General features: G+C 64.1%; 21 protein-coding genes and 1 pseudogene. 13 read left to right on the top strand and 9 right to left on the bottom strand.

All coding sequences use genetic code 11. The features are described from left to right. Window positions 1-67 precede the first annotated feature (67 nt). Window positions 68-820 (top strand): annotated as a pseudogene (locus LN047_RS20335) (YoaK family protein); the annotation flags it as partial. Between the two features lie 11 nt (window positions 821-831). Here the strand turns inward: LN047_RS20335 and LN047_RS20330 are convergent. Beyond that, window positions 832-1593 carry a hypothetical protein gene (locus LN047_RS20330; protein ID WP_373980037.1) on the bottom strand — a complete coding sequence of 254 codons (762 nt, stop codon included), beginning with the start codon at window positions 1591-1593 and terminating at the stop codon, window positions 832-834. A 152-nt stretch (window positions 1594-1745) separates the two neighbouring features. On the opposite strand from LN047_RS20330, the gene LN047_RS20325 reads away from it, so the two are divergent. Beyond that, window positions 1746-2405: a thiopurine S-methyltransferase gene (locus LN047_RS20325; protein WP_373980036.1), complete on the top strand. Its 660-nt coding sequence runs from the start codon at window positions 1746-1748 to the stop codon at window positions 2403-2405. Window positions 2406-2453: 48 nt separating this feature from the next. Here the strand turns inward: LN047_RS20325 and LN047_RS20320 are convergent, their stop codons facing one another. From LN047_RS20320 to LN047_RS20295, 6 genes are all read right to left on the bottom strand, one after another. Further along, entirely contained in the window at window positions 2454-3221 is a 768-nt protein-coding gene (locus LN047_RS20320) for an SDR family oxidoreductase (RefSeq protein WP_373980035.1), read from the bottom strand. Further along, the gene (locus LN047_RS20315) at window positions 3218-4213 is read right to left on the bottom strand and encodes an NAD(P)H-quinone oxidoreductase (RefSeq protein WP_373980034.1); all 996 of its coding nucleotides are present in this window, start codon (window positions 4211-4213) and stop codon (window positions 3218-3220) included. The genes LN047_RS20320 and LN047_RS20315 overlap by 4 nt, the downstream gene beginning before the upstream one ends. A gap of 20 nt (window positions 4214-4233) precedes the next feature. Continuing rightward, window positions 4234-4938 (bottom strand): ABC transporter ATP-binding protein, encoded by a 705-nt coding sequence (locus LN047_RS20310; RefSeq protein WP_062841762.1) that lies wholly within the window; start codon window positions 4936-4938, stop codon window positions 4234-4236. Then, window positions 4931-6712 (bottom strand): ATP-binding cassette domain-containing protein, encoded by a 1782-nt coding sequence (locus LN047_RS20305; protein WP_373980033.1) that lies wholly within the window; start codon window positions 6710-6712, stop codon window positions 4931-4933. The genes LN047_RS20310 and LN047_RS20305 overlap by 8 nt, the downstream gene beginning before the upstream one ends. A 22-nt stretch (window positions 6713-6734) precedes the next feature. Next, window positions 6735-7601: a branched-chain amino acid ABC transporter permease gene (locus tag LN047_RS20300; protein ID WP_056326907.1), complete on the bottom strand. Its 867-nt coding sequence runs from the start codon at window positions 7599-7601 to the stop codon at window positions 6735-6737. 134 nt (window positions 7602-7735) lie between these two features. Continuing rightward, complete coding sequence (locus LN047_RS20295) at window positions 7736-8935, bottom strand: ABC transporter substrate-binding protein (protein WP_056326909.1); 1200 nt, start codon at window positions 8933-8935, stop codon at window positions 7736-7738. A 331-nt stretch (window positions 8936-9266) separates the two neighbouring features. Here LN047_RS20295 and LN047_RS20290 point away from each other — a divergent pair, with 331 nt between their 5' ends. From LN047_RS20290 to LN047_RS20280, 3 genes are read left to right on the top strand one after another with little or no spacing between them, the layout of a single operon-like run. Further along, on the top strand, window positions 9267-10049 hold the full coding sequence (locus tag LN047_RS20290) for an SDR family oxidoreductase (protein ID WP_175234916.1): 783 nt from the start codon (window positions 9267-9269) through the stop codon (window positions 10047-10049). Continuing rightward, complete coding sequence (locus LN047_RS20285) at window positions 10049-11005, top strand: 3-hydroxyacyl-CoA dehydrogenase (protein ID WP_373980032.1); 957 nt, start codon at window positions 10049-10051, stop codon at window positions 11003-11005. The genes LN047_RS20290 and LN047_RS20285 overlap by 1 nt, the downstream gene beginning before the upstream one ends. After that, window positions 10998-11933, top strand: a complete 936-nt coding sequence (locus LN047_RS20280; RefSeq protein ID WP_373980031.1) for a 3-keto-5-aminohexanoate cleavage protein — start codon at window positions 10998-11000, stop codon at window positions 11931-11933. Before LN047_RS20285 ends, LN047_RS20280 begins: the two co-directional genes overlap by 8 nt. Window positions 11934-11991: 58 nt before the next feature. Here the strand turns inward: LN047_RS20280 and LN047_RS20275 are convergent, their stop codons facing one another. Together LN047_RS20275 and LN047_RS20270 are read right to left on the bottom strand one after the other, a co-directional pair. After that, complete coding sequence (locus tag LN047_RS20275) at window positions 11992-13062, bottom strand: glycerol dehydrogenase (protein ID WP_373980030.1); 1071 nt, start codon at window positions 13060-13062, stop codon at window positions 11992-11994. A gap of 9 nt (window positions 13063-13071) precedes the next feature. Next, window positions 13072-13776, bottom strand: coding sequence for a GntR family transcriptional regulator (locus LN047_RS20270; protein WP_373980029.1), 705 nt, complete (start codon window positions 13774-13776; stop codon window positions 13072-13074). Between the two features lie 125 nt (window positions 13777-13901). Here LN047_RS20270 and LN047_RS20265 point away from each other — a divergent pair, with 125 nt between their 5' ends. From LN047_RS20265 to LN047_RS20230, 8 genes are all read left to right on the top strand, one after another. After that, on the top strand, window positions 13902-14759 hold the full coding sequence (locus LN047_RS20265) for a transketolase (RefSeq protein WP_373980028.1): 858 nt from the start codon (window positions 13902-13904) through the stop codon (window positions 14757-14759). Then, a complete protein-coding gene (locus tag LN047_RS20260; protein WP_373980027.1) occupies window positions 14760-15746 on the top strand; it encodes a transketolase family protein in 987 nt (328 codons plus the stop codon). 13 nt (window positions 15747-15759) lie between these two features. Further along, on the top strand, window positions 15760-16563 hold the full coding sequence (locus LN047_RS20255; RefSeq protein WP_373980026.1) for a shikimate dehydrogenase: 804 nt from the start codon (window positions 15760-15762) through the stop codon (window positions 16561-16563). A 35-nt stretch (window positions 16564-16598) separates the two neighbouring features. Next, window positions 16599-18197 (top strand): GMC family oxidoreductase, encoded by a 1599-nt coding sequence (locus tag LN047_RS20250; protein ID WP_373980025.1) that lies wholly within the window; start codon window positions 16599-16601, stop codon window positions 18195-18197. A 150-nt stretch (window positions 18198-18347) separates the two neighbouring features. Next, on the top strand, window positions 18348-19058 hold the full coding sequence (locus LN047_RS20245) for a glutathione S-transferase (RefSeq protein WP_373980024.1): 711 nt from the start codon (window positions 18348-18350) through the stop codon (window positions 19056-19058). Window positions 19059-19216: 158 nt separating this feature from the next. Continuing rightward, window positions 19217-20560, top strand: coding sequence for a methyl-accepting chemotaxis protein (locus LN047_RS20240; protein ID WP_373980023.1), 1344 nt, complete (start codon window positions 19217-19219; stop codon window positions 20558-20560). A gap of 117 nt (window positions 20561-20677) precedes the next feature. After that, window positions 20678-20902, top strand: coding sequence for a DUF1653 domain-containing protein (locus LN047_RS20235; protein ID WP_062841788.1), 225 nt, complete (start codon window positions 20678-20680; stop codon window positions 20900-20902). Between the two features lie 4 nt (window positions 20903-20906). Continuing rightward, window positions 20907-21527: a 3'-5' exonuclease gene (locus LN047_RS20230; protein ID WP_279991575.1), complete on the top strand. Its 621-nt coding sequence runs from the start codon at window positions 20907-20909 to the stop codon at window positions 21525-21527. Window positions 21528-21535: the final 8 nt, after the last annotated feature.

The raw sequence follows: 21535 nt of genomic DNA, 5'->3' as shown, positions 1-21535 counted from the left end.
CTACCCCGGCGCGTCTAGAATGGTTTCCGAATCGCAGTGAATACGCTCTTCTGTTGAAAGGACTGGCGTGACCATCCCGTATCTGCGCCGGCTGACCGCCGTCAGCCGAAGCCCGCAAGCCAACCGCCATCTCGCCTATCTGCTGACCTTTACCGCCGGCGCCGTCAACGCGGGCGGTTTCCTGGCGGTCCAGCAATACACCTCGCACATGTCCGGCATCGTCTCCATGATGGCGGATCACATGGCGCTCGGCGGAGTGATCGTGGTGCTGCAAGGCTTGGCGGCGCTCTTGTCGTTCATGGCCGGCGCCGCCAGCTCGGCCTTTCTGATCAACTTTGGCCGCAGGTCCCGGCTGGCCAGCGAATATGCGTTGCCCCTGCTGCTCGAGGCCGTGCTGCTGCTCGTCTTCGGCCTGTTGGGCGCCAATCTCGAAACGCTGCGCTGGTTCTACGTGCCCGGCACGGTGATGCTGCTGTGCTACATCATGGGCCTGCAAAACGCCATGATCACCAAGGTGTCGCGGTCCGAGATCCGCACAACGCATGTCACGGGCATGGTGACCGACATCGGCATCGAGCTTGGCAAGCTGTTTTACTGGAACGTCGCCAAAGGCGATCCGCAGACGATGCCGCGGGTGCTGGCCGACCGCGGCAAGCTCATCGTCCTGAGCCTGATGGTGACCCTGTTCTTCGTGGGCGGCGTGACCGGCGCGTATTCGTTCTACAACTTCGGTTTTGGATCGACCTGGCCGCTGGCGCTGTTGCTGATGCTGCTGGCCGCGGTGCCGATCCTGGACGACATCCGCAGCTTCATGCACCGCGCAAAGGGCGCCTAACGCTGCCGCTTCGGCTTGGCGGCAGCGGAATGGCGCAGGAATACCTGCAGCGCGGCAAGCGTTTCGGCATGCAGCCGTGCCAGGCGGGCGTCCTTGGCGGGTTCGGTGACCGCATAGCCCCTGGCATCCAGCGGATAAGGCGCTTTGAGCAACCGCGCCATGTCGATTTGATAGAAGCTTGCGCCGCCGTACGGCCGCTTGCCATCGATGTAGGGCATGGGCCAGAAGCGATCGCCTTCGCGCAGCACGGCCTGTAACGCCGGCCCCTCGGCTTCGCGCCAGTCGGCGGCGCGCAGCAGGATCAGGTGCGCATCGCGCAGCGCAAACGTGCCGTCCGCGCCCACGCCGCTTTCCGGAAAGTCGAAGGCCTCGCGCATTTCGGCCGGCACGTCATAACGGCCCGGCGACAGCTTGCCGATCGCGCGCACATAGCGCGGCACCAGCCGGCAGACTTCGGCCATCCTGCGCACCGCCAGGGCATCGTCGGCGGTATCGAGCGTGCGGCGGACGATGGCCAACGTTTCGTCGCCGCCCAGCAGGGGCTGCTCGAAATCGATGGCGGGCGCCCCGGACTCGACCGGCATCCACTGCACGCGCAACAGGCGCATCAGCGCGGCGTGCTGCGCGGTGTAGGGCAATCCGTCTGCCGGCGCCGAAAACACGCCGCGGATGATGGCGTCTCGGCTGGGCGATGCCAGGGCGCGCAACGGTGCGGCGATCAGGCTGGCCAAGGTCAGGAGCAGGGGGCGGCGTTGCATGAGGCTCAGAGAAGTGAACGCGAGGGGACATAAGATACCGAAAAGCGCGGCGCGCGGGGAAAAGCGCGCGGGTGCCGGCCCGGGAATACAATCCAGCGATCGTCCTGCGCGCAACGTGTGCGACACGGATCCTTTGGAGGAGCAGACAAGTCATGGACGCGGAATTCTGGCTGGAACGGTGGCGCGAAGGGCGCACGCATTTTCATCAGACGCGGGTCACGCCGTTATTGCAGAAATATTGGCCGTCGCTGGACGTGCCCAAGGGCGGCAAGGTGCTCGTGCCGCTTTGCGGCAAATCGCTGGACATGGTGTGGCTGGCCGCCCAAGGCCATCAGGTGCTGGGCGTGGAATTGTCCAAGCTTGCCGTCGAGCAATTCTTTGACGAGAACGAGCTGCGGCCGGTGATTCACGATTCGGTGTACGGGACCCATTACGTGGCCGGCAACATCGAAATCGTCTGCGGCGACATTTTCAAGCTGGATGCCCAGGTGCTGTCGCATTGCGTGGGCGTCTATGACCGCGCGGCGCTCGTTGCGCTGCCCGACGCGATGCGTGCCGACTACGTGCGGCACGTCTACGGTCAGCTGTCGCCGTCTTACCGCGGCCTGCTCATCACGCTGGACTATCCCCAAGAAGAGATGGCCGGCCCCCCGTTTTCCGTGGTGGACAGCGAGGTGCAGGCGATCTTTTCCGGCGTTTCGCCTGCGGTCATCATCGACCGCCGCGACATCCTCGACAAGGAACCCAAGTTCCAGTCGGCGGGCGTAAGCCGCCTGGACACCGTGGTCTACCGGCTGGGCGTGCAGGCCTGACCCCGTGCGCCCCGGTAAAAGGCCCGTTCGATTCGAACGGGCCTTTTGCTAGGTCATGAGCCAGCCGCCGGCCACGTCCAGCACCTGGCCGGTCACGAAACGGGCCTGATCTGACGCGAAGAACAGGCACGCGTCCGCCACTTCCTCGGGCGTGCCCAGCCGCCGCAGCGCGGTCACGGACGCCACCGCGTCATTGATTTCCTGCGGCACGCTTTTCAGCAAGGGCGTGCTGATGCGTCCCGGCGCCAGCGCATTCACCGTCACCTGGTGCTCGCCAAGCTCCGCCGCCCAGTGACGCGTCAGCCCGATCAGACCGGCCTTGGTGGCCGCATAATGCGCCGCCACGATATCGCAATACGCCTTGCCGGCCACCGACGACATGTTGATGACGCGCCCCTGCCGCGCCTGCACCATGTGCGGCGTGGCCAGATGCGTCATGTAGAACACGCTGTTCAGGTTCACCGAGACGACGTTGTTCCACTCTGCCGGCGGCATTTCCCAGACATTCAGCGCGCGGCCGTTGGTTTTGGGCGAGATGCCGACGTTGTTGACCAGGATGGTGGCGGGGCCCAGATCGCGCGTGATGCGATCATAGGCCGCCTGGCACTGATCGAAATGCGCGACGTCAGCCGGCACGAAGCACACGTCTAGGCCGCGCTGGCGAAGTTCCTTTTCGTAAGCCTGGCCCGCCTGCGCGTTGAAGTCGACAAGACCGACACGCCCGCCCTCGGCCAGGAACGCCTCGACGATGGCCGAGCCGATGCCTCCCACGGCGCCCGTGACGATGACGGTCTGGTCCGCAAAGCGTGCGCTCATGGCTTCACCTGCAGCATGATCTTGCCAATGTGCTTGCTGCTTTCCATCAGTTCGTGCGCGCGCGCGGCCTCGGCCAGCGGAAAGACTTCGTGGATCAGCGGCAGGCACTGTCCTGCCTCCATGAGCGGCAGCACCTTCTGTATCAGCGATTGCGCGATGGCGGCCTTGTCCTCGTCCGAGCGCGGGCGCAGCGTGGACCCTGTGAATTGCAGGCGCTTGGTCATGATGGGCAGCGCGTCGATCTCGGCCTTGCTGCCTTCCAGGAAGGCGATCTGCACCAGCCGGCCATTCAGCGCCAGCAGCCGCAGATTCTTGTTGATGTAGGCGCCGCCCACCATGTCCAGGATCACATCGACGCCGGCGTTGCCGGTGCCCTCGCGCACGGCGGACTCGAAGTCCGCGTCGCGGTACAGCACGGCATGATGCGCTCCGGCCTTGATGCACGCCTGAGCCTTTTGCGCGTTGCCCACGGTGGTCCAGACTTCGGCGCCGAACGCGCGCGCGAGTTGGATGGCGGTCAGGCCGATGCCGCTGGAGCCGCCGTGAACCAGGAATTTCTCGCCCTGCGCCAGGCGCGCTCGGTCGAACACGTTGGTCCAGACGGTGAAATAGTTCTCCGGAATGGCCGCGGCTGTCAGCAGGTCGATGCCGCGCGGCACCGGCAGGCAGTGCCGCTCGTCGGCCAGGCAGAACTGCGCATAGCCGCCGCCCGGCGTCAGTGCGCAGACCTGGTCGCCCACCTTCCAGTCACGCGCCTCGGGCCCGGTCGCGACGATGGTGCCGGACACTTCCAGGCCAAGATACGGAGAAGCACCCGGGGGCGGGGGATAGGAGCCGGAGCGTTGCAACACGTCGGGGCGGTTCACGCCCGCGTAGGCAACTTCGATCAGCACCTGTCGTCCCGTGGGCGCTTCCATGTCGCGTTCGGCGACGCGCATGCAATCGGGCGCGCCGCCCTTGCCATGGTCGATGAATGTGCAGCGTTGTGACATGAGACGATGGTCCTTGGATTTCAGTGGCCCAGGTAGGCCTTCTTGACATGGGGATCGCTGAGCAGCTCGGCGCCGGTGCCCGTGCGCACGATCGCGCCGTTCTCAAGCACGTAGCCGCGATCGGCCAGGCGCAGCGTGCGGAACACGTTCTGCTCCACCAGCAGCACCGTGACGCCATGCGAGGTGACATCGCGGATGATGTCGAACATCTGTTGCACCAGCAGCGGCGACAGGCCCAGCGAGGGCTCGTCGAACACCAGCAGTTTCGGATCGGCCATCATGCCGCGCGCGATGGCGACCATCTGCTGTTCGCCGCCCGACAGCGATCCGGCGTACTGGCTCAACCGTTCCTTCACGCGCGGGAAGATGCGCAGCACTTCCTCGAGCTTGCGCTCGACGATCGGGCGGGCCGCCCGCTTGTACGAGCCCATCAGCAGGTTGTCGCGCACCGTGAAGTGCGGAAAGAGCTGGCGGCCTTCGGGAATCATCGTGATCCCGGCATCCACGATGTCGTAGGGCTGGAGGTTGGTCAGATCCTGGCCTTCGAATTCCACCTTGCCTTGCGTGGCGGCGATCACCCCGCACAGCGTTTTGAGCGTGGTGGTCTTGCCCGCGCCATTGGCGCCAATCAGCGTGACGATCTCGCCCGCGTGCACCTCGAAATTCAGGCCGTTGAGCACCTGGCTCTTGCCATAGCCCGACGTCAGATTCGACACCTTAAGCATCCTGATACTCCTTGCCCAGATAGGCTTCGATGACGGCCGGATTCTCGACCACGTCCTTCGGGGCGCCGCTGACCAGCACGCCGCCTTCGTTCAGGACGATGATGCGGTCGGACAGCGCCATCGTCGCCTGCATCATGTGTTCGATCAGCAGCACCGAGACGCCGGAATCGCGGATGCGCCGGATCATCTGGATCGATTTCTCGATGTCCGTGGGATTCAGGCCCGCCATCACTTCATCCAGCAGCAGGATGCGCGGCTTGATCGCCAGCGCCCGCGCCACCTCCAGCCGCTTCATGCCGCCCACCGTGAGGCTGCGCGCCTCGGTGTTCAAGTACTTCACCAGGTCGGTCTGCTCGGCCACCTTCAGCGCGATCTGCTCGGCTTCGTCGCGGTCGGACGTGTGAATGAAGGCGCCCAGCATGATGTTCTCCAGCACCGTCAATCCCGTGAACGGTTTGGCGATCTGGAACGTGCGGCCCAAGCCCTTGTGCGCAAAGGCGTCGGGCGTCTTGCAGCTGACCCAGTTGCCTTGCTCGTCGCGCATCGTGATGTCGCCCTTGTCCGGCGACAGAAAGCCCGACAGCAGGTTGAACACCGTGGTCTTGCCGGCGCCGTTGGGGCCGATCATGCCCAGGATCTCGTGCTGGTTGAGCGTGAGCGACACGTCGTTGGTGGCGCGCAGGCCGCCAAAGCTCTTGAACAGTCCCTCCGCTTTCAGCACGGGCTGCTCGCTGCGCGTGGCGTTGCGGATGCGGATCTCGTCGGCGAGCTTGCGCTTGGCCGGGGGCGTGCCCAGGTAGGGAAGGCGCGCCAGCATGCGCTCGATGAAGGGCCCGAAAGCGCCGGCCAGACCGCGCGGAATCGTCAACACCACCGCCACCAGGATCAGGCCGTAGATCAACCCGTGCATGCCGTTGCCCACGCTGCTGAGCCAGCCGCGCGCCAGTTCCGCAATGGGCAGCACCAGGAAGGTGCCCGCGATGGGGCCGGACACGGTGCCCAGTCCGCCGATCAGCGCAAACATCGCGACCTGGATGGACAGCTCGAGCGAGAACGCGGAGCTGGGGTCGACGAAGGTCAGATACGTGATGTGGAAAGTGCCGATGATGCTGGTCAGCACGGCCGATACGACGGCGGCGATGATCTTCACGCGCACGGTGTGGATGCCTACCGCTAGCGCCGCGTCCTCGCGTTCGCGGATCGCGATCAGGTAATGCCCGATGCGCGACTTGCGGACGTACCACGAGACCCAGGTCACCAGCACGAACAGGCCGAACGCGATGATGACGTAGTTGATCTTCTCGCGGAACACGATCCAGGCCCAGCCGATGTTCAAGGGCAGGCTGATGCCGCTGGAACCGCCCGTCCAGCTTTCCTCGTGGATGACCAGGAGGCGCACGACTTCCAGGATGGCGATGGTCGCCAGCGCAAAGAAGGGACCCCGCAGACGCAGCGTGGGATAGCTGATCAGGATGGCGACGGCGGCGGAAATGGCCGCGCCCGCAAACATGCCGATCCACGGCGAGATGCCGAAGTTCTGCGTCAGCAGCGTGGCCGTGTAGCCGCCGATGCCATAGAACACCGCGTGGCCCAGGGACAACTGGCCGGCATAGCCGCCCACGATGTTCCAGGCAACCGACAGCGCGGAAAACACGAACAGCAGGACAAAGAGGTTGGTCCAGAAGGGCGTGCCCATGACGACGGGCACGAGGAACATCGTGATCAGCAGAATGAGGCTGACGTAGGCTTTGGGATATCGAAAGTCGGGAAACACGTCTTGCTCCTTGTTGTTCTGGTCACTCTGTGCCGATGCCGAACAGACCGTTCGGCTTCAGGACAAGGATCAAGAGGAAGATCCCGAAATAGACGACTTCCTTCAGGTCGGGCGCGATGTAGAAACCCGCCAGCGTGTCGACGATGCCGATGATCATGGAGCCGGCGACCGCGCCGTACAGGCTGCCCAGGCCGCCCAGCACCACGATGACAAACGCGGTCAGCACGAAGTACGTGCCCACCGTCGGGAACACCGGATACTGCGGCGCAAGCAGACCCGCGGCGATGCCCACGAATGCGGTGCCCAGGCCGAAGGCGATGGCGTACACGTTGTTGACGTTCACGCCCATCAGCGTGGCGGCATAGCGGTGCTGCGCCACGGCGCGCAGCGCGCGGCCAAGATAGGTGCGGTGCATGAACAGGTGCAGCAGCACGGCCAGGGTCAGGCCGATGACGAAGGTGACGAGCTGGCCGGTGACCATCGAGAACGGGCCGACGTCGATGGCGTTGGTGCCCAGCTCAACCGGCGCGCGGTACACGTTGGCCCCGAAAATCACGAGTGCCAGGTTCAGCAGGATGGTGGATACCCCCACCGTGGCGAAGATCTGGATGTGCTGGTCGGCGTGCAGCAACGGCTGGATGATGCCCTTCTGCGTCAGCGCGCCCAGCGCGAACAGGATCACGGCGACAGGAATCAGGCCGGCGTAGGGGTGGATGCCGAACTGCGCCGCGATCAGATAGACCATGTACATGCCGATCATCAGGAACTCGCCGTGCGCGAAGTTCACGACGCGCACGACGCCGAAGATGAGTGTCAGCCCCAGGCTGATGATCGTGTATGCGCCGCCCAGCAACAGGCCATTGATGACCAGTTGAATGAATAATTCCATTGTGCAACCTCTAAGTGCGGGAGGCGCCCCGTCCCCGTCCCGCAGCGTCCAGGGACGGGGCGCTCGAACCCCGGGTAATGCCGGACGCGCACCGGGGCTGCAAGCCCCCGGCGTCCGGCCGCTGGCATCGCGCTTTATTTCTTGAAGATGGGCTTGCCGAGAGCGAGGTTGTCAGGACCGATGGTGACGAGCTTGCCGTCCTGCCACTGCATCACGTAGAAGGTGGACGCGTTGTTCTGTCCGTCTTCGCCGAAGTCGAACCCCCAGCCATTGGCCGTCTGGCCCGCGGGCTTCTTGTAGGCCAGCACCGCTGCGCGGATCTTGTCCTTGTCGGTCGACTTGGCGTTGCCGATCGCTTCAAAGAAGGCCTTGGCGCCGACGTAGTTGGTCAGGCTGTGGCCGGATTGCGGATCGCTCTTGTACGTGTCCTTGTAGGCCTTCAGGAACTTGTCCAGCCCCGGCGCGCCGGCCGGATTGATGGATGCTTGCGGGAAGTCCAGGTCGAACACGCCGTTCATGTCGGCGCCCACGGCCTTGGCGGTGTCGGCAAGCGAATAGCCGCCGCCCGCGCCGATCACGACCTTGGGCTTGAAGCCCGCCGCGCGCGCCTGGCTGAAGAACAGGATGGCGTCGTTCTGGTAGGCCGTCTGCAGCACGACGTCGGCCTTGGCGCCCTTCAGGCGCAAGATCAGCGAAGACAGGTCAACGGTCTTGGCCGAGTAGGGCAGAACTTCGACGACGTTGTAGCCAAGTTCCTGCGCGCGCTTCTTTTCGGTGGCCGCCACGTCGGTCCCATACGGGCCGTCTTCGTGGATGATGCCAATCTTGATGTCCTTGGGGTTCAGGCCCATCCCGGGCGCGATGGTCTCGTGCAGCGCATTCACGACCGACACGCCGTACAGCGCGGTGTTGGGATTGCTGCGGAACAGGTACTTGTAGCCGCGCGTGGTGATCTTGTGCGCGGTGGCGCCCAACTCGAAGTAGGGCACGCCGGCCAGCTCGGTTACGGGCGAGGCGGCGTACGAAATGCCCGACGCGTAGCTGCCGAAGACGCCGACCACGTTGGCCGAGATCAGACGCTTGGTTTCCGACACGGCCTGCGTGGGATCCACGGCGTCGGCCTTGATGATTTCGATCTTTTCGCCGTTCACTCCCCCCGCGGCGTTGATCTCGTTCACGGCCAGTTCTAGTCCGCGATAGCTTTCCTGTCCAAGCAGCGCAAGCGCGCCACTGAACGGGAACAGGGCGCCTACCTTCATGTCGGCCGCTGCGGTGCCGCTTGCCAGCGCGCCGCACACACCCAGCGCCAAAACAATTTTGTTGAACTTGAACACTGTCTACGCTCCTTTGTCGGTATGGGATGCGGACTGGATTCTGAGGTCCGTCCGTCTTTTGCTATATATGATATATGTGCCGGCGGGGCGTGAAACCCTCGCCTTGGATTCTAGTGGCGGCCGCTGCATGCCGAATCAGGGAATTCCCTGAAACCGCATGAATAAAGCCTTAGCGGCCGATATACAAGAAAAAACCACACTTGATTCCGTCTGGCGGACCACGCCTTTTGCACGAGGTGAGGGTCGCTTGGCGGATCACAGCATAGCCGGTTTTATCATATATCGTATATGATGATTCGCGCTCATAAGAACGATCCGAGGAGACAAGAGCATGTTCGAGGAAGTCGATTTCAACGGCAAGAAAGTGCTTATCACGGCCGGCGCCGATGGACTGGGTCTGGAAATGGCCAAGGTCTTTCATCATGCCGGCGCCACCGTGTTCGTGTGCGACGTCAATGAAGCGCGGCTGGCAGCCTTGCCCACCGAATTGCCCGGCGTGCACGTGGCGCATGCCGATGTGTCTGACGAGGCCAGCGTCGAGCAGCTCTTCGCGGCGGTCCGCCAGACGCTGGGCGGTCTGGACATCCTGATCAACAACGCCGGCGTCGCCGGTCCCACGGGCTTTGTGGAAACGCTTTCCAAGGCGGACTGGGATCGCACACTTGCCGTCAACATCACGGGCCAATTCCTGTGCGCGCGCCAGGCCATTGCGCTGCTCAAGGAATCGAAGGCGGGCGTGATGATCAATCTGTCGTCGGCGGCCGGGCACCTCGGGTTCGCCGGCCGGTCGGTGTATTCGGCATCCAAGTGGGCGGTGATCGGTTTCACCAAGTCGCTCGCCATCGAGCTGGGTCCTCATAACATCCGCGTCAACGCCATTCTGCCCGGCGCGGTCGAAGGTCCCCGCATTCGCGCGGTGATCGCCGCCAAGGCCGACACACTGGGCCGGCCGGTTCAAGAGATCGCGGCCCAATACGAAAACCAGGCCGTGCTTGGCCGCATGGTCACCGCGCGCGATATCGCCAACATGGTCCTGTTCAACGCCAGCGAGGCCGCCCGCAGCGTCACCGGGCAGGCCATCGTGGTGGACGGCTTCACACAAAAGCTCTACTGATGGACGCGGAAAACACCGTGCGGCGCGCCGCCATCATTGGAACGGGATTGATCGGGCAGGGGTGGGCCATTGTCTTTGCGCGCATGGGCTGGGAAGTGCGGCTTCACGACGTCAATGCCGCCATGCTCGCCGAGGCGCGCACCCTGATCCTGCAGCAGCTGCGCGTGCTGCAAGCGCAGGGCTTGCTGGACGATGCCGATGCCATTGTCGATCGTGTGCAGGTGTCTTCCAGCCTGCATGAAGCCCTGGCCGGCGCCAGCTACGTCCAGGAGAACTCACCGGAAAAAGTGGAGATCAAGCGTGCGCTCTTTTCCGAACTGGATGCTTTGGCCGAACCGCACGCCATCATCGGCAGTTCCACGTCCAGCATCCCGGCAAGCCAGTTCACCGAGCATCTTGCCGGCAGGCGCCGGTGCCTCGTCGCTCATCCCGTCAATCCGCCTTACCTGATTCCTGTGGTCGAACTGTGTCCGGCACCTTGGACCAGTCCTGAAGCGTTGGCGGGCGCGCGGGAAATCATGACCGGCATCGGCCAGAAGCCCGTGCTCGTGCGGCGCGAAATCGAAGGCTTCATTCTGAACCGTCTGCAAGGCGCGTTGCTGCAAGAGGCCTTCCGACTAGCAAGCCAGGGCATCGCCAGCGCGCAAGACATCGACACCACGGTCAAGGACGGACTTGGTCTGCGCTGGTCCTTCATGGGCCCCTTTGAAACCATCGATCTGAATGCGCCGGGCGGCATCGCCGATTACTGCCGGCGTTACGGCGGCCTGTACCAGTCCATCGGCGCCACGCAAGGCGATTGCGTGGCCTGGGAGGGCGAACTGGTCGACTCACTTTCCGACGAGCGGCGCGCCTTGCTGCCCGAAGAGGATCTTGCCGCACGCCGCTTCTGGCGTGACGAAAAGCTGATGCGCCTCATGCGTCACAAACAATGCAACGGAGACAACAATGGCTAAGCCCAAATCGAAAGTCGTCATCACCTGCGCCGTGACGGGCGCCATCCACACGCCCAGCATGTCGCCGCACCTGCCGGTCACGGCCGACGAGATCGCCGAGGCCGCCATTGGCGCCGCCAAGGCCGGCGCTGCAGTGTTGCACCTGCATGCGCGGGATCCCCAGACCGGCAAGCCTTCGCAGGACCCGGCGCTGTTCAAGCCCTTCCTGGAACGCATCAAGCGCGAGACCGACGCCATCATCAACATCACCACGGGCGGCAGTCCGCACATGACGGTGGAAGAGCGCATGCGGCCCGCCACCACGTTCCAGCCGGAGCTGGCGTCGTTGAACATGGGTTCCATGAACTTCGGCCTCTTTCCCATGCTGGACCGCTTCTCGGAGTTCAAGTACGACTGGGAGCGCGAGCATCTGGAAAACAGCCGCTCGCTGATCTTTCGCAACACGTACCAGGACATCGAATCCATCCTGACGCTGGGCAACGCCAACGGCACGCGGTTCGAATTCGAGTGCTATGACATCAGCCATCTTTACAACCTGGCCCATTTCGTGGACCGCGGTCTGGTCAAGTCGCCGCCCTTCATCCAGTCCGTGTTCGGCATTCTGGGCGGGATCGGTCCGCATCCGGAAGACCTGATGCACATGAAGCGCACGGCGGACCGCCTGTTTGGCAACGATTACGAGTGGTCGATCCTGGGCGCCGGACGCAACCAGATGCCGCTGGCGACCATCGGCGCGGCCATGGGCTCGAACGTGCGGGTTGGGCTGGAGGATTCGCTGTGGATCGGGCCGGGTCAGCTGGCCGAATCCAACCGCGTTCAGGTCGAACGCATCCGCGGCATTCTCGAAGCCTTGAACCTCGATGTCGCCACGCCGGACGAGGCGCGGGCCAAGCTGGGGTTGAAAGGAAAGGACAACGTCGCGTTCTGACCGGGCAAGCGGCGCGGGCGGGCGGTCAGCGCCGCCCGCTTTTTTGCGCTAAGCCGGATCAGGCGTGGCGCCGCAAGGCCTCAGCCAGCGTGCTCACATCCAGCGTGCGATCGAAGTTGGCGGCATGCCTGGCTTTCAGGCTGAGGTCCGCGGCCAACGTCAGTTCCGCGTCGGTCGGCTGGCCGGGCGCGCCGAGTTCGCGCAGCGTGGCCGGCAGGCCGACCTGGGCGTACCACTGTTGCAAATCGGCCAACATGCCATCGCCGCGGTTTTCCAGGTCCAGCTGCACCAGCAGGCCCACCGCGACCTGCAGGCCATGCAGCGCCGTCGCGATGCCGTTGATCTTAGGCAGCCCGCGCGTCAGGGCGTGGGCAATGGACAGACCGCCGCTTTCGAAACCGAGACCGCTCATGAGGATCATCGCTTCCACCACGCGCTCGAACGCGGGCGTGGGCTGGCCGGTTCCCGCCACGGCCACGGCGTCAGCGCCGTCCGCCATCAGCGTGCGCAGGCAGCCATCCGCGATGAGCTGGGCCGTGAGCAGCGGCGCCGCGTCATACATGTTCTTGCCGCCATTGCGCTGGCATTGCTCGGCTTCGAACTTCTTGGAAATCGCATCGCCCAGTCCGGCGCGAAAGAAATGCACCGGCGCGGTCGCGATGATCGCGGTGTCGACCAGCACGATGGTGGGATTGAACAGCATGTGCTCGACGGCAAGGAGATTGTGATGCGCGTCGTAAAGCACGTAGTTCTTGCTGGTGGGCGCGTCGTTGGACGCAACAGTGGGAACGGTGATCAGGTGACAGTGGGACGACTTCGCAACGGCCTTGCCCGCATCCAGCGACTTGCCGCCGCCCACCGCAATGACCATGTCGATGCCCGCGGGCGCGGCCTGCGCGCGCAAGCCGTCAATGACCTCGGGCGTCAGGTCGCCTTCCACGATCAGCGGCACAAGCGTCACGCCGTGCCCGGCGCACAACGCCTCGATTCTTGGACCCAGCACGCCATGGACATAGCTGTCGATGACGAGCGCGGCGCGTCTTCCGAACAGCGCCGCATATTGTCCCAACGTTTCCAGGGCGCCCGATCCCTGGATGTAGCGGCTGGGCGCTCCAAAAATCTTCAGCATGGCGTCTTCCTATTTGCGGGCCCCGGGGGGGCGGTAGTCGAGTTCTTTTTCCCGTTCGACCAGCCAGTCGATCATGATCTTTCCGCCCCATACCAGGTCGGCCTGAATGGCTTCCCGCGCCGCTTCCGAATCGCGCGCCTCAAGGGCCTCGATCACGGCCTCGTGGCGGTGTTCGTTCTGCGAGTAATCCAGCCCCGCCGTCTTGACGTGAAACACCTTGAGGATGGGGCCGGTGATGACCCAGAACGACTCGACCGTGTTGCGCAGGATGGGCTTGTTGCTGGCTTCCAGGATGGCGAAGTGGAACTTGCGGTTCAGGTAGCTGGCGCGTTTGGGATCGGTGGAGGTGCACGAGATGAAATCGCGCTGCAGCGAGATCAGGTTGTCGAGCTGCTTGCGCGTGATGTGCTGCGCGGCTTCGGCGGCGCCCATGCCTTCCAGGTGAAAGCGGATCTGCTGGATCTCCCGCAGCTTTTCCGAGTTGACGTACGGAACATACACCGCGGTGGCCGCCTGCATCTCCAGGCCTTGTTCGCTGATGAGCCGGAAGATGGCTTCGCGAACCGGCGTGATGGACACGCCCATTTCCTGCGCCAGTTCGCCAATGATCAGGCGCTCGCCAGGTTCGTACTGCCCATTGATCAGGGCATTGCGGATTTCGTTGTAGACCCTGACGGAAAGGTTCTCTTTTTTTACCGGTTTGAGGCTGGGCATGGCGTTTCTGGCTTGCTGTATAGGGGATGCGGGACGAACCCAGGAGCGATTCTAGCCCGGCGTAGCCAATTCGAGCGCAATGGGTATATTATATATCATATATCTATACAACACGAGGAGGCGCGATGCGCAAGGAGCAGGGGACCCTTACCGCGGGGGAAATCGCGAGGCTGCGGGAAAAGGCCCGCCATATCAGGCTTGAGACGATCCGCCTCATTGAAATTGCCAAGGTCGGTCATTACAGCTCCGTGTTCTCGTGCGCCGAGATATTCGCGGCGCTCTACTACGATGTGATGCGCCTGCGGCATGGCGAGCCGCAATGGCCGGATCGCGATCGTTTCCTCATGGGCAAGGGCCACGCCGCGGTGGGCTTGTTCCCGATACTGGCCGATCTGGGCTTCATCGACCGTGAGCTGCTCGACGGCTACACGCGGCTGGGCAGTCCCCTGGGCGATCACCCCGACATGAGCAAGGTGCCCGGCGTGGACTTCAGCTCCGGTTCCATCGGCCACGCCTTGTCCAACGGCGTGGGCATGGCGGTGGGCGGGCGCATGAACGCACGCGACTTCAACGTGTTCGTGATGCTCGGCGACGGCGAAATGCAGGAAGGGCAGGTCTGGGAAGCCGCGCTCTTCGCGGCGCACAATCGCTTGTCCCGTCTGATCGCCATCGTCGATCGCAACGGCTATCAGCTCGACGGCAAGGTCGACGACGTCATGGGCGTGGAATCGCTGAAGGAGAAATGGCAGGCGTTCGGCTGGGAGGTCCACGAGGTCGACGGCCACAATCTTGCCGACCTGACGGCGTTGCTGCGCCGTCTGCGCGACGACGACTCGCGCGCCCGGCCGGCCTGCGTGATCGCCCGCACCGTCAAGGGCAAGGGCGTGACCTACATGGAAACCGAACCGGGTTGGCACCTGGGCTACCTGGCTCCTCAAGATGCGCAAAGCGCTGTCGAAGAAATCCTCTCCCGCGAGATCTGAATGGCACAGGCACAAGTCCTCTCCCCCGATTCCTGGCAGTACCGCGCCCTCAATGCGGTGAACCCCGGGCTGTCTTATCTCTCTGATGCGCTGATCGATCTGGCGAAGGCGGGGCATCCGGTCGTGGCCGGGTCGGCCGACCTGCAGTACTCGAACGGCTTGAACCGTTTCGCCCAGGCCTACCCCGATCGCTATGTGCAGTTCGGCATCTCCGAGCAGAACATGGTGTCGGCGGCGGCCGGGCTTGCGACGACCGGCATGATGCCGTTCGTCGCCACCTTTGCCTCGTTCCTCGGCCTGTTGTGCTGCGAGCAGATCCGGATGGATGTCGCCTACACGCGGCTGCCGGTGCGCCTGATAGGCCATCACACCGGAATCAGCCTGGGCTTCTATGGCACGTCCCACCACGCCACCGAAGACATCTCCACCATGCGCGCGCTCGCGGGACTGACGGTGGTGTCGCCTGCCGACGGGCCGCAACTCGCGTCCGCCATCAGGGCATCCGCGGACTGGCCCGAGCCCATCTACTTCCGTATCGGACGCGGGCGCGATCCGCAGGTCTATGAAGACGGCACGCCGTTCGAGTTTGGCCGGGCGATTGTCCACGGTGTTGGTAGCGACCTGACGCTGATCGCGTGCGGCATCACGCTGCACGGCGCGCTGGCCGCCGCCCGGCAGTTGCGCGAAGAGGGCCTGTCGGTGGGCGTGATCGACATGCCCACGATCAAGCCGCTGGACCGCGACGCCATCCTGAAGGCTGCGGGTCAATCCCGGCTGATGATGACGGTCGAAGAGCACAATGTGCTGGGCGGCCTCGGATCGGCGGTCGCCGAGGTGCTGGCCGACGCAGGCACCGGTACCCGGCTGCGCCGTCATGGCATCTATGACGAATACAGCCTCATTGCGCCGCCGACCACCCTGTACGCCCATTACAAGCTCGACGCCGAAGGCATTGCCGGCGTCGCGCGGGAATTCATCAAGCTTTGATCCGGAGACATCCATGAACGAAATCAGCGGCAACACGCGCCTGTTCGGCATCCTGGCCGATCCCATTCACCATGTGAAGACGCCGCAGCGCATGAACGAGCATTTCGCCAAGATCGGCTATGACGGGGTTTGCGTGCCGTTTCACGCGCGGCCGGACAACCTTGCTGCCGTGGTTGAGGGCCTGCGCCGTCTGGAAAACCTGGGAGGCGTGATCGTCACGGTGCCGCACAAGACGGCCATCCTGGAATTGGCCGACGAAGCCACGCCTGTCGCGCGCAAGATCGGCGCGGCCAACGTGCTGCGGCGCGAGGCCGATGGGCGTCTGGTGGCCCATATGCTGGACGGCGAAGGTTTTGTCCGCGGTCTGCGCAGTTGCGGCGTCTCGCCGGAAGGCAAGAGCGTCTATCTGGCGGGCGCGGGCGGCGCGGCCAACGCGATCGGCTTTGCACTCGTGCAGTCTGGCGTGTCGCGCCTGACCATCGCCAACCGCACGCCGGCCAAGGCCGAGGACCTCAAGGCCCGCATCCTGTCGCTGCATCCGGACGCGCAGATCTCAGTGGGCAACGCCGATCCGTCCGGCCATGACCTGGTCGTCAACGGCACGTCGTTGGGCATGAAGGAAGGCGATCCGCTGCCGCTGGACGCCAGCCGCTTGACGCGGGATCAACTGGTCTGCGAGGTCATCATGCAGCCCAAGGACACCGCGTTGCTCGTCGCGGCGCAGGCGCGCGGCTGCAAGGTCCATTACGGCGCGCCGATGCTGGCCTGCCAGATCGAACTGATGGTGGAAACGCTGGGCGTGACGGCCGCGCGCTAGGCGCGTGACGCATATCCGGAACCCGGTGGAAAAAGATGGGCGACTACGATTTCATCATCGCGGGCGGCGGAACGGCCGGCTGCATCCTGGCCAACCGCCTCAGTGCGGATGGCAGGTATCGCGTACTGCTGCTGGAAGCCGGCCACGAGGCGCGCAGCATGTGGATTCCGATTCCAGCGGGCTTTTCCAAGCTGCTGGTCGATCCGCAGTACAACTGGCGCTTTGCGACCGAGCCCGAGGACAACGTCCACGGCCGGGTCATCGCCGTGCCGCGCGGCAAGGGGTTGGGCGGATCGACGCTCATCAACGGCATGATCTACGTGCGCGGCCAGCCCCAGGATTACGACGGGTGGGTGGCGGCCGGCGCGGCAGGTTGGGGCCGCGACGTAGCCGAGCGCATCTACCGCAAGATCGAGAACTACGCGCCGGGGGGCGAGCACCGCGGCAAGGAGGGGCCGATGCACCTCGAAGAGGTCGCCGAACGCTTCCCCGTTTCGGATGCCTTCCTGCAGGCCGCGCGCGAAGACGGCCAGCCGTTCAATCCGGATTACAACAGCGGCGACCAGGAAGGCGTGGGCTACTACCAGGTGCTTCAGCACCGTGGCCGGCGCTGGAGCGTCGTGGACGGCTACCTGAAACCGGCGGCCGGCCGGCGCAATCTCAGCGTCGAATGCGGCGCCCATGTCACGAGGCTGGTATTCGAAGGAAAGCGCTGCGTCGGTGTGGCCTATCGCAAGAACGGGCAAGAGCACACGGTGCGCGCGCGCCGCGAAACGTTGCTTTGCATGGGTGCGGTGCAGTCGCCGCAATTGCTCGAATTGTCCGGCGTGGGCAACCCGGCCCTGTTGAAGACGCATGGCATCGACCTCGTGCACGCGCAGCCGTCGGTGGGCGAAAACTACATCGACCACTTCGCCACGCGCATGAACTGGCGCGTCAAGAACACGGTGACCTTGAACGAGATGTCGCGCGGCTGGCGGCTGGCGCAGCAGGTGGCGCGCTATTACCTGAGCCGCAAAGGCATCCTGACGCTCGGCACGGGGTTGGTGCATGGCTTCGTGAAAAGCCGTCCCGGCCTGCCCACGCCGGACGTGCAGTTTTTCTTTGTGCACGCCAGTTACGCCAACGCGGCCGAACGCATTCTGGATCGCCACCCTGGCATGACCATCGGCGTGGCCCAGTTGCGTCCCGAGTCGGTCGGGACCATTCACATCAAGTCGGCCGACCCCATGGCTGGACCAGCCATCCGGCCCAACTTTCTGTCCGCGCAGGTCGACCGCGATAGCCTGGTGGGCGGCATGCAGGTGGCCCGGCGCATCGTGGGCCGGCCCGCCATGCAGCGCTATGTGCAAGCGGAAATCAGCCCGGGGCCGGATGTGGACACCGACGACGAATGGCTGGATTTCGCCCGGCGCAACGGTCAGACCATCTATCACCCCATCGGCACCTGCCGCATGGGGACGGATGCGGCGGCCGTCACCGACGTGCGTTTGCGGGTCAATGGGCTGACGGGCCTGCGCGTGGTGGATGCGTCGGTCATGCCGAGAATGGTTTCCGGCAACACGCAGGCCGCTGTCATGATGGTGGCCGAACGCGGCGCCGAATTGATTCTCGAAGACGCGGCGCAGGGGTAAACACACGACCCCAGCATGAAAAACGCGCAGGCCCGCCGTCTGCGCGTTTTTTTATCGCCGCGTTTTTCAGCGTCTGCGGCATGCGCCTTGCTAACAGCCGGCCGCGGCTGCAGACTGCAGATTCGGCTGCGCCAACTGAAAGGAGACCGTATGACTTACGACCTTTGGTATTGGGATGGCATCCCCGGACGGGGAGAATTCGTGCGCCTGGCGCTGGAAGCGGGCGGCATTCCTTATCGGGAGCGGGCGCGTGATCCGGGCGCCGACGAAGGCACGTTGATCGATGACATGCGATCCGCCCGCAAGCATCCGCCGTTTGCCCCGCCTTATCTGGTGGCCGGAAAAATGACGCTGGGGCAGACGGCCAACATCCTGCTTTTCCTTGGCGAGAAACATGGCCTTGCCCCTGAATCGCTCGAAGGACGATTGTGGGTAAATCAGCTGCAACTCACGATCGCCGACATGGTGGCCGAAGCGCACGACACCCATCACCCCATTTCCGCCAGCGATTATTACGAAGACCAGAAGGAAGAGGCTGCTCGTCGCGCCCGGGTTTTTCGCGAAGAGCGTATTCCGAAGTTTTTGGGATACTTCGAGCGGCTGCTGGACGGGAAGGATGCCTGGCTGGCGGGAGGCGGCAAATGGACATATGTCGACCTGTCCTTGTATCACCTTGTCGACGGGCTCTTGTACGCCTTTCCTAAACGCATGGCCACGGTGGCGGCGGATTATCCCAATGTGTTTGCGCTGCACGAACGCGTGACCGCGCTGCCCGAATTGCAGGCGTATTTTGCAAGCGGACGCCGTCTTCCATTTGGCGAAGGGATTTTCCGTCAGTATCGCGAGCTGGATGCGGCTTGAACCCGGGATTACCCGGGGTGTGCGTCGTGACGACGATTCGAATTTATTTTCGACGGATCCCAAAAAACGCGATGAGTCGTGATAATTTCTGGGATTAATAGTATCTATTAGATACACGTGTACCAGGCACGCCGGCAAACTCACCCCTGGAGGTCACCATGCTTTGGCATACTCTTGGCCGCTTCATCCGTGGATACCGCAGCACCGACAAGGCTGATCTGCTCGGACAAATCGACGCGATCCATAAATCGCAGGCGGTCATCGAGTTTGATCTGAATGGCCACATCTTGACGGCCAACCAGAATTTCCTGGACACCATGGGCTATGCGCTCGACGAGATCCAGGGACAGCACCATCGTATGTTCATCGCGCCGCAAGAGCGCGGGTCGGCGCAGTATGCGGCCTTCTGGGAAAGGCTGGGGCAGGGCGCCCATGATTCCGGCCGCTACCGGCGAATTCGCAAAGACGGATCGGATGTCTGGCTGCAGGCGTCCTACAACCCCATCTTTGACAAGCGCGGGCAGCCACTGAAGGTCATCAAGTACGCCACGGACATCACCGAGCAGCAACACCGGCAGGCGGATTCCGAAGGCCAGCTCGAGGCGATCTCCAAGGTTCAGGCGATCATCGAGTTCGAACTGGACGGCACCATCGTGCGCGCCAACGATCTGTTCCTCAATGCGGTGGGCTATCGCGCGGACGAGGTGCTGGGCCGCCACCACAGCATGTTCGTCCCTGCCGACGAGGCAAGAAGCACGGCCTACAAGGACTTCTGGCGCAGGCTGCGCAATGGCGAACATGACACGGGTCAGTACATGCGCCTGGGCAAGGGCGGCCGCCAGGTGTGGATCGAAGCCAGTTACAACCCGATCTTCGACGCGCAGGGCCGGCCCTTCAAGGTCGTGAAATTTGCCACCGACATCACCAAGCGGTTTACGGCGGCGCAGACGTTGCAGGTCGCCGTGCAAGGCCTGACGGAGAACGCCGAACGGGCGCGGCAGGCCAACAGCCTTGCGCAGGACGCAAGCCGCGTCGCGGAAATCGGTGGTGACACGATGCGCGAGGTGGTGGCCACGATGGAAGCCATCACCGGCAGTTCGCGCCGAATCTCCGAAATCATCGGGGTCATGGACGGCATCGCATTCCAGACCAACATCCTGGCGCTGAACGCCGCGGTCGAAGCGGCGCGCGCGGGCGAACACGGCAAGGGGTTTGCGGTCGTGGCGTCCGAAGTCCGCAACCTGGCGCAGAGCAGCGCCGCCGCCGCCAAGGAAATCAAGGCGCTCATCACGACGTCGGTCGCGCAGGTCGAAGGCGGCGCGGTGCACGTCCAGTCAGCAGGAGGCACAATGGAGGGCATCGTCGCCTCATCCCGCCGCGTCACCGAAATCATGGGTCAGGTGGTTGAAGTGTCGCTCGCGCAATCGGCCAAGCTGGCCGCCGTCACCGAAGACCTGACCGAAACCCGCGTCGAGGCCACGGCACGTCTGCGCGCCGCGTGACGAGGCCGCGCCCGCGCGAAGCGGGTCCCGATTGCGCTATAAAGACGGCATTGCCGATCCTCCGTGGCCCGCGCGGGCAGTTTCCGCCGCGGGCCACGCCATTTGCCGCCGATGTCCATGACCGAATCCGAAGCCCTAGCACTTGCCACGCACCGCCACTACAAGGGCGGCCTGTATCGCTATGTGGGCACTGCCCGCCATTCCGAGACCGAGGAATCGATGGTGGTGTACGAACATCTTTGGCCGCATGCGCGCGGTCTGTGGGTGCGACCGGCCGAGCTGTTCTTTGGCAAGCTTGCCGACGGTTCGGACCGCTTCGCCGCGCTGCACCCCGCGGAGTAGGCCCGTGACATTTTTCTATCGGCGCACGCCTTCGAGCGGCGCATCGCCGGCACGCCCCTCCCGGCCCGCGGCCCGAGCTCAGGCCGCGGTCACGCAAGCCCTTGACGCGTTGGGCGGCCCGTTCATCGTGGCCGACCTTGAAACGACCGGCCTGTCCACCGCCAGTTGCGAAATCCTTGAATTCGCGGCGGTCAGGGTCGGCGAGGGCGGCGCCGTGGTGAACGAGTACACACAGGTCGTGCGGACCTGCGCACGCGTGCCCTCCTTCATTTCGCGCCTTACCGGCATCACGCAGGCCGAAGTCGATCGCGACGGCATACCGGTCGCGCAGGCCTTTTCTTCGTTCCTGGCGTTTGTCGAGGACCTGCCGGTGTTTTTCCACAACGCCTCGTTCGATCGGCGCTTCCTCAGCGCCGCGGCAGACCAGACGGGGATGCCTTTCTCGAACGCCACCCACTGCACGTTGGCGCTGGCGCGCCGCGCGTGGCCCGAGCTGACGTCGCACAAACTCGACATCCTTGCGCGGCACGTGGGCGCCTCGCAGCCCACTCACAGGGCGTTGGCCGACGTGCGCACGACGGTTGCGGTGGCGCTTGCGGCCAGCGCTCGCCTGGCCTCGGTTTAGCGCGGCGT

It is taken from the genome of Achromobacter sp. JD417, assembly GCF_041879325.1.
In the GTDB taxonomy this organism is placed as follows: Bacteria; Pseudomonadota; Gammaproteobacteria; order Burkholderiales; family Burkholderiaceae_B; genus Achromobacter; species Achromobacter mucicolens.
Note: the sequence above shows the minus strand (reverse complement) of the source record. Positions and strands in the feature narration are given on the sequence as shown.

Bases quoted from the DNA above. Each gene is read 5' to 3' on its own strand.
- LN047_RS20285 (WP_373980032.1), top strand. From the start codon at position 10,049: ATGGACGCGGAAAACACCGTGCGGCGCGCCGCCATCATTGGAACGGGA.
- LN047_RS20315 (WP_373980034.1), bottom strand. From the start codon at position 4,213: ATGTCACAACGCTGCACATTCATCGACCATGGCAAGGGCGGCGCGCCC.
- LN047_RS20265 (WP_373980028.1), top strand. From the start codon at position 13,902: ATGCGCAAGGAGCAGGGGACCCTTACCGCGGGGGAAATCGCGAGGCTG.
- LN047_RS20250 (WP_373980025.1), top strand. From the start codon at position 16,599: ATGGGCGACTACGATTTCATCATCGCGGGCGGCGGAACGGCCGGCTGC.
- LN047_RS20310 (WP_062841762.1), bottom strand. From the start codon at position 4,938: ATGCTTAAGGTGTCGAATCTGACGTCGGGCTATGGCAAGAGCCAGGTG.
- LN047_RS20240 (WP_373980023.1), top strand. From the start codon at position 19,217: ATGCTTTGGCATACTCTTGGCCGCTTCATCCGTGGATACCGCAGCACC.
- LN047_RS20255 (WP_373980026.1), top strand. From the start codon at position 15,760: ATGAACGAAATCAGCGGCAACACGCGCCTGTTCGGCATCCTGGCCGAT.
- LN047_RS20290 (WP_175234916.1), top strand. From the start codon at position 9,267: ATGTTCGAGGAAGTCGATTTCAACGGCAAGAAAGTGCTTATCACGGCC.
- LN047_RS20245 (WP_373980024.1), top strand. From the start codon at position 18,348: ATGACTTACGACCTTTGGTATTGGGATGGCATCCCCGGACGGGGAGAA.
- LN047_RS20325 (WP_373980036.1), top strand. From the start codon at position 1,746: ATGGACGCGGAATTCTGGCTGGAACGGTGGCGCGAAGGGCGCACGCAT.
- LN047_RS20300 (WP_056326907.1), bottom strand. From the start codon at position 7,601: ATGGAATTATTCATTCAACTGGTCATCAATGGCCTGTTGCTGGGCGGC.
- LN047_RS20280 (WP_373980031.1), top strand. From the start codon at position 10,998: ATGGCTAAGCCCAAATCGAAAGTCGTCATCACCTGCGCCGTGACGGGC.
- LN047_RS20320 (WP_373980035.1), bottom strand. From the start codon at position 3,221: ATGAGCGCACGCTTTGCGGACCAGACCGTCATCGTCACGGGCGCCGTG.
- LN047_RS20235 (WP_062841788.1), top strand. From the start codon at position 20,678: ATGACCGAATCCGAAGCCCTAGCACTTGCCACGCACCGCCACTACAAG.
- LN047_RS20330 (WP_373980037.1), bottom strand. From the start codon at position 1,593: ATGCAACGCCGCCCCCTGCTCCTGACCTTGGCCAGCCTGATCGCCGCA.
- LN047_RS20270 (WP_373980029.1), bottom strand. From the start codon at position 13,776: ATGCCCAGCCTCAAACCGGTAAAAAAAGAGAACCTTTCCGTCAGGGTC.
- LN047_RS20275 (WP_373980030.1), bottom strand. From the start codon at position 13,062: ATGCTGAAGATTTTTGGAGCGCCCAGCCGCTACATCCAGGGATCGGGC.
- LN047_RS20260 (WP_373980027.1), top strand. From the start codon at position 14,760: ATGGCACAGGCACAAGTCCTCTCCCCCGATTCCTGGCAGTACCGCGCC.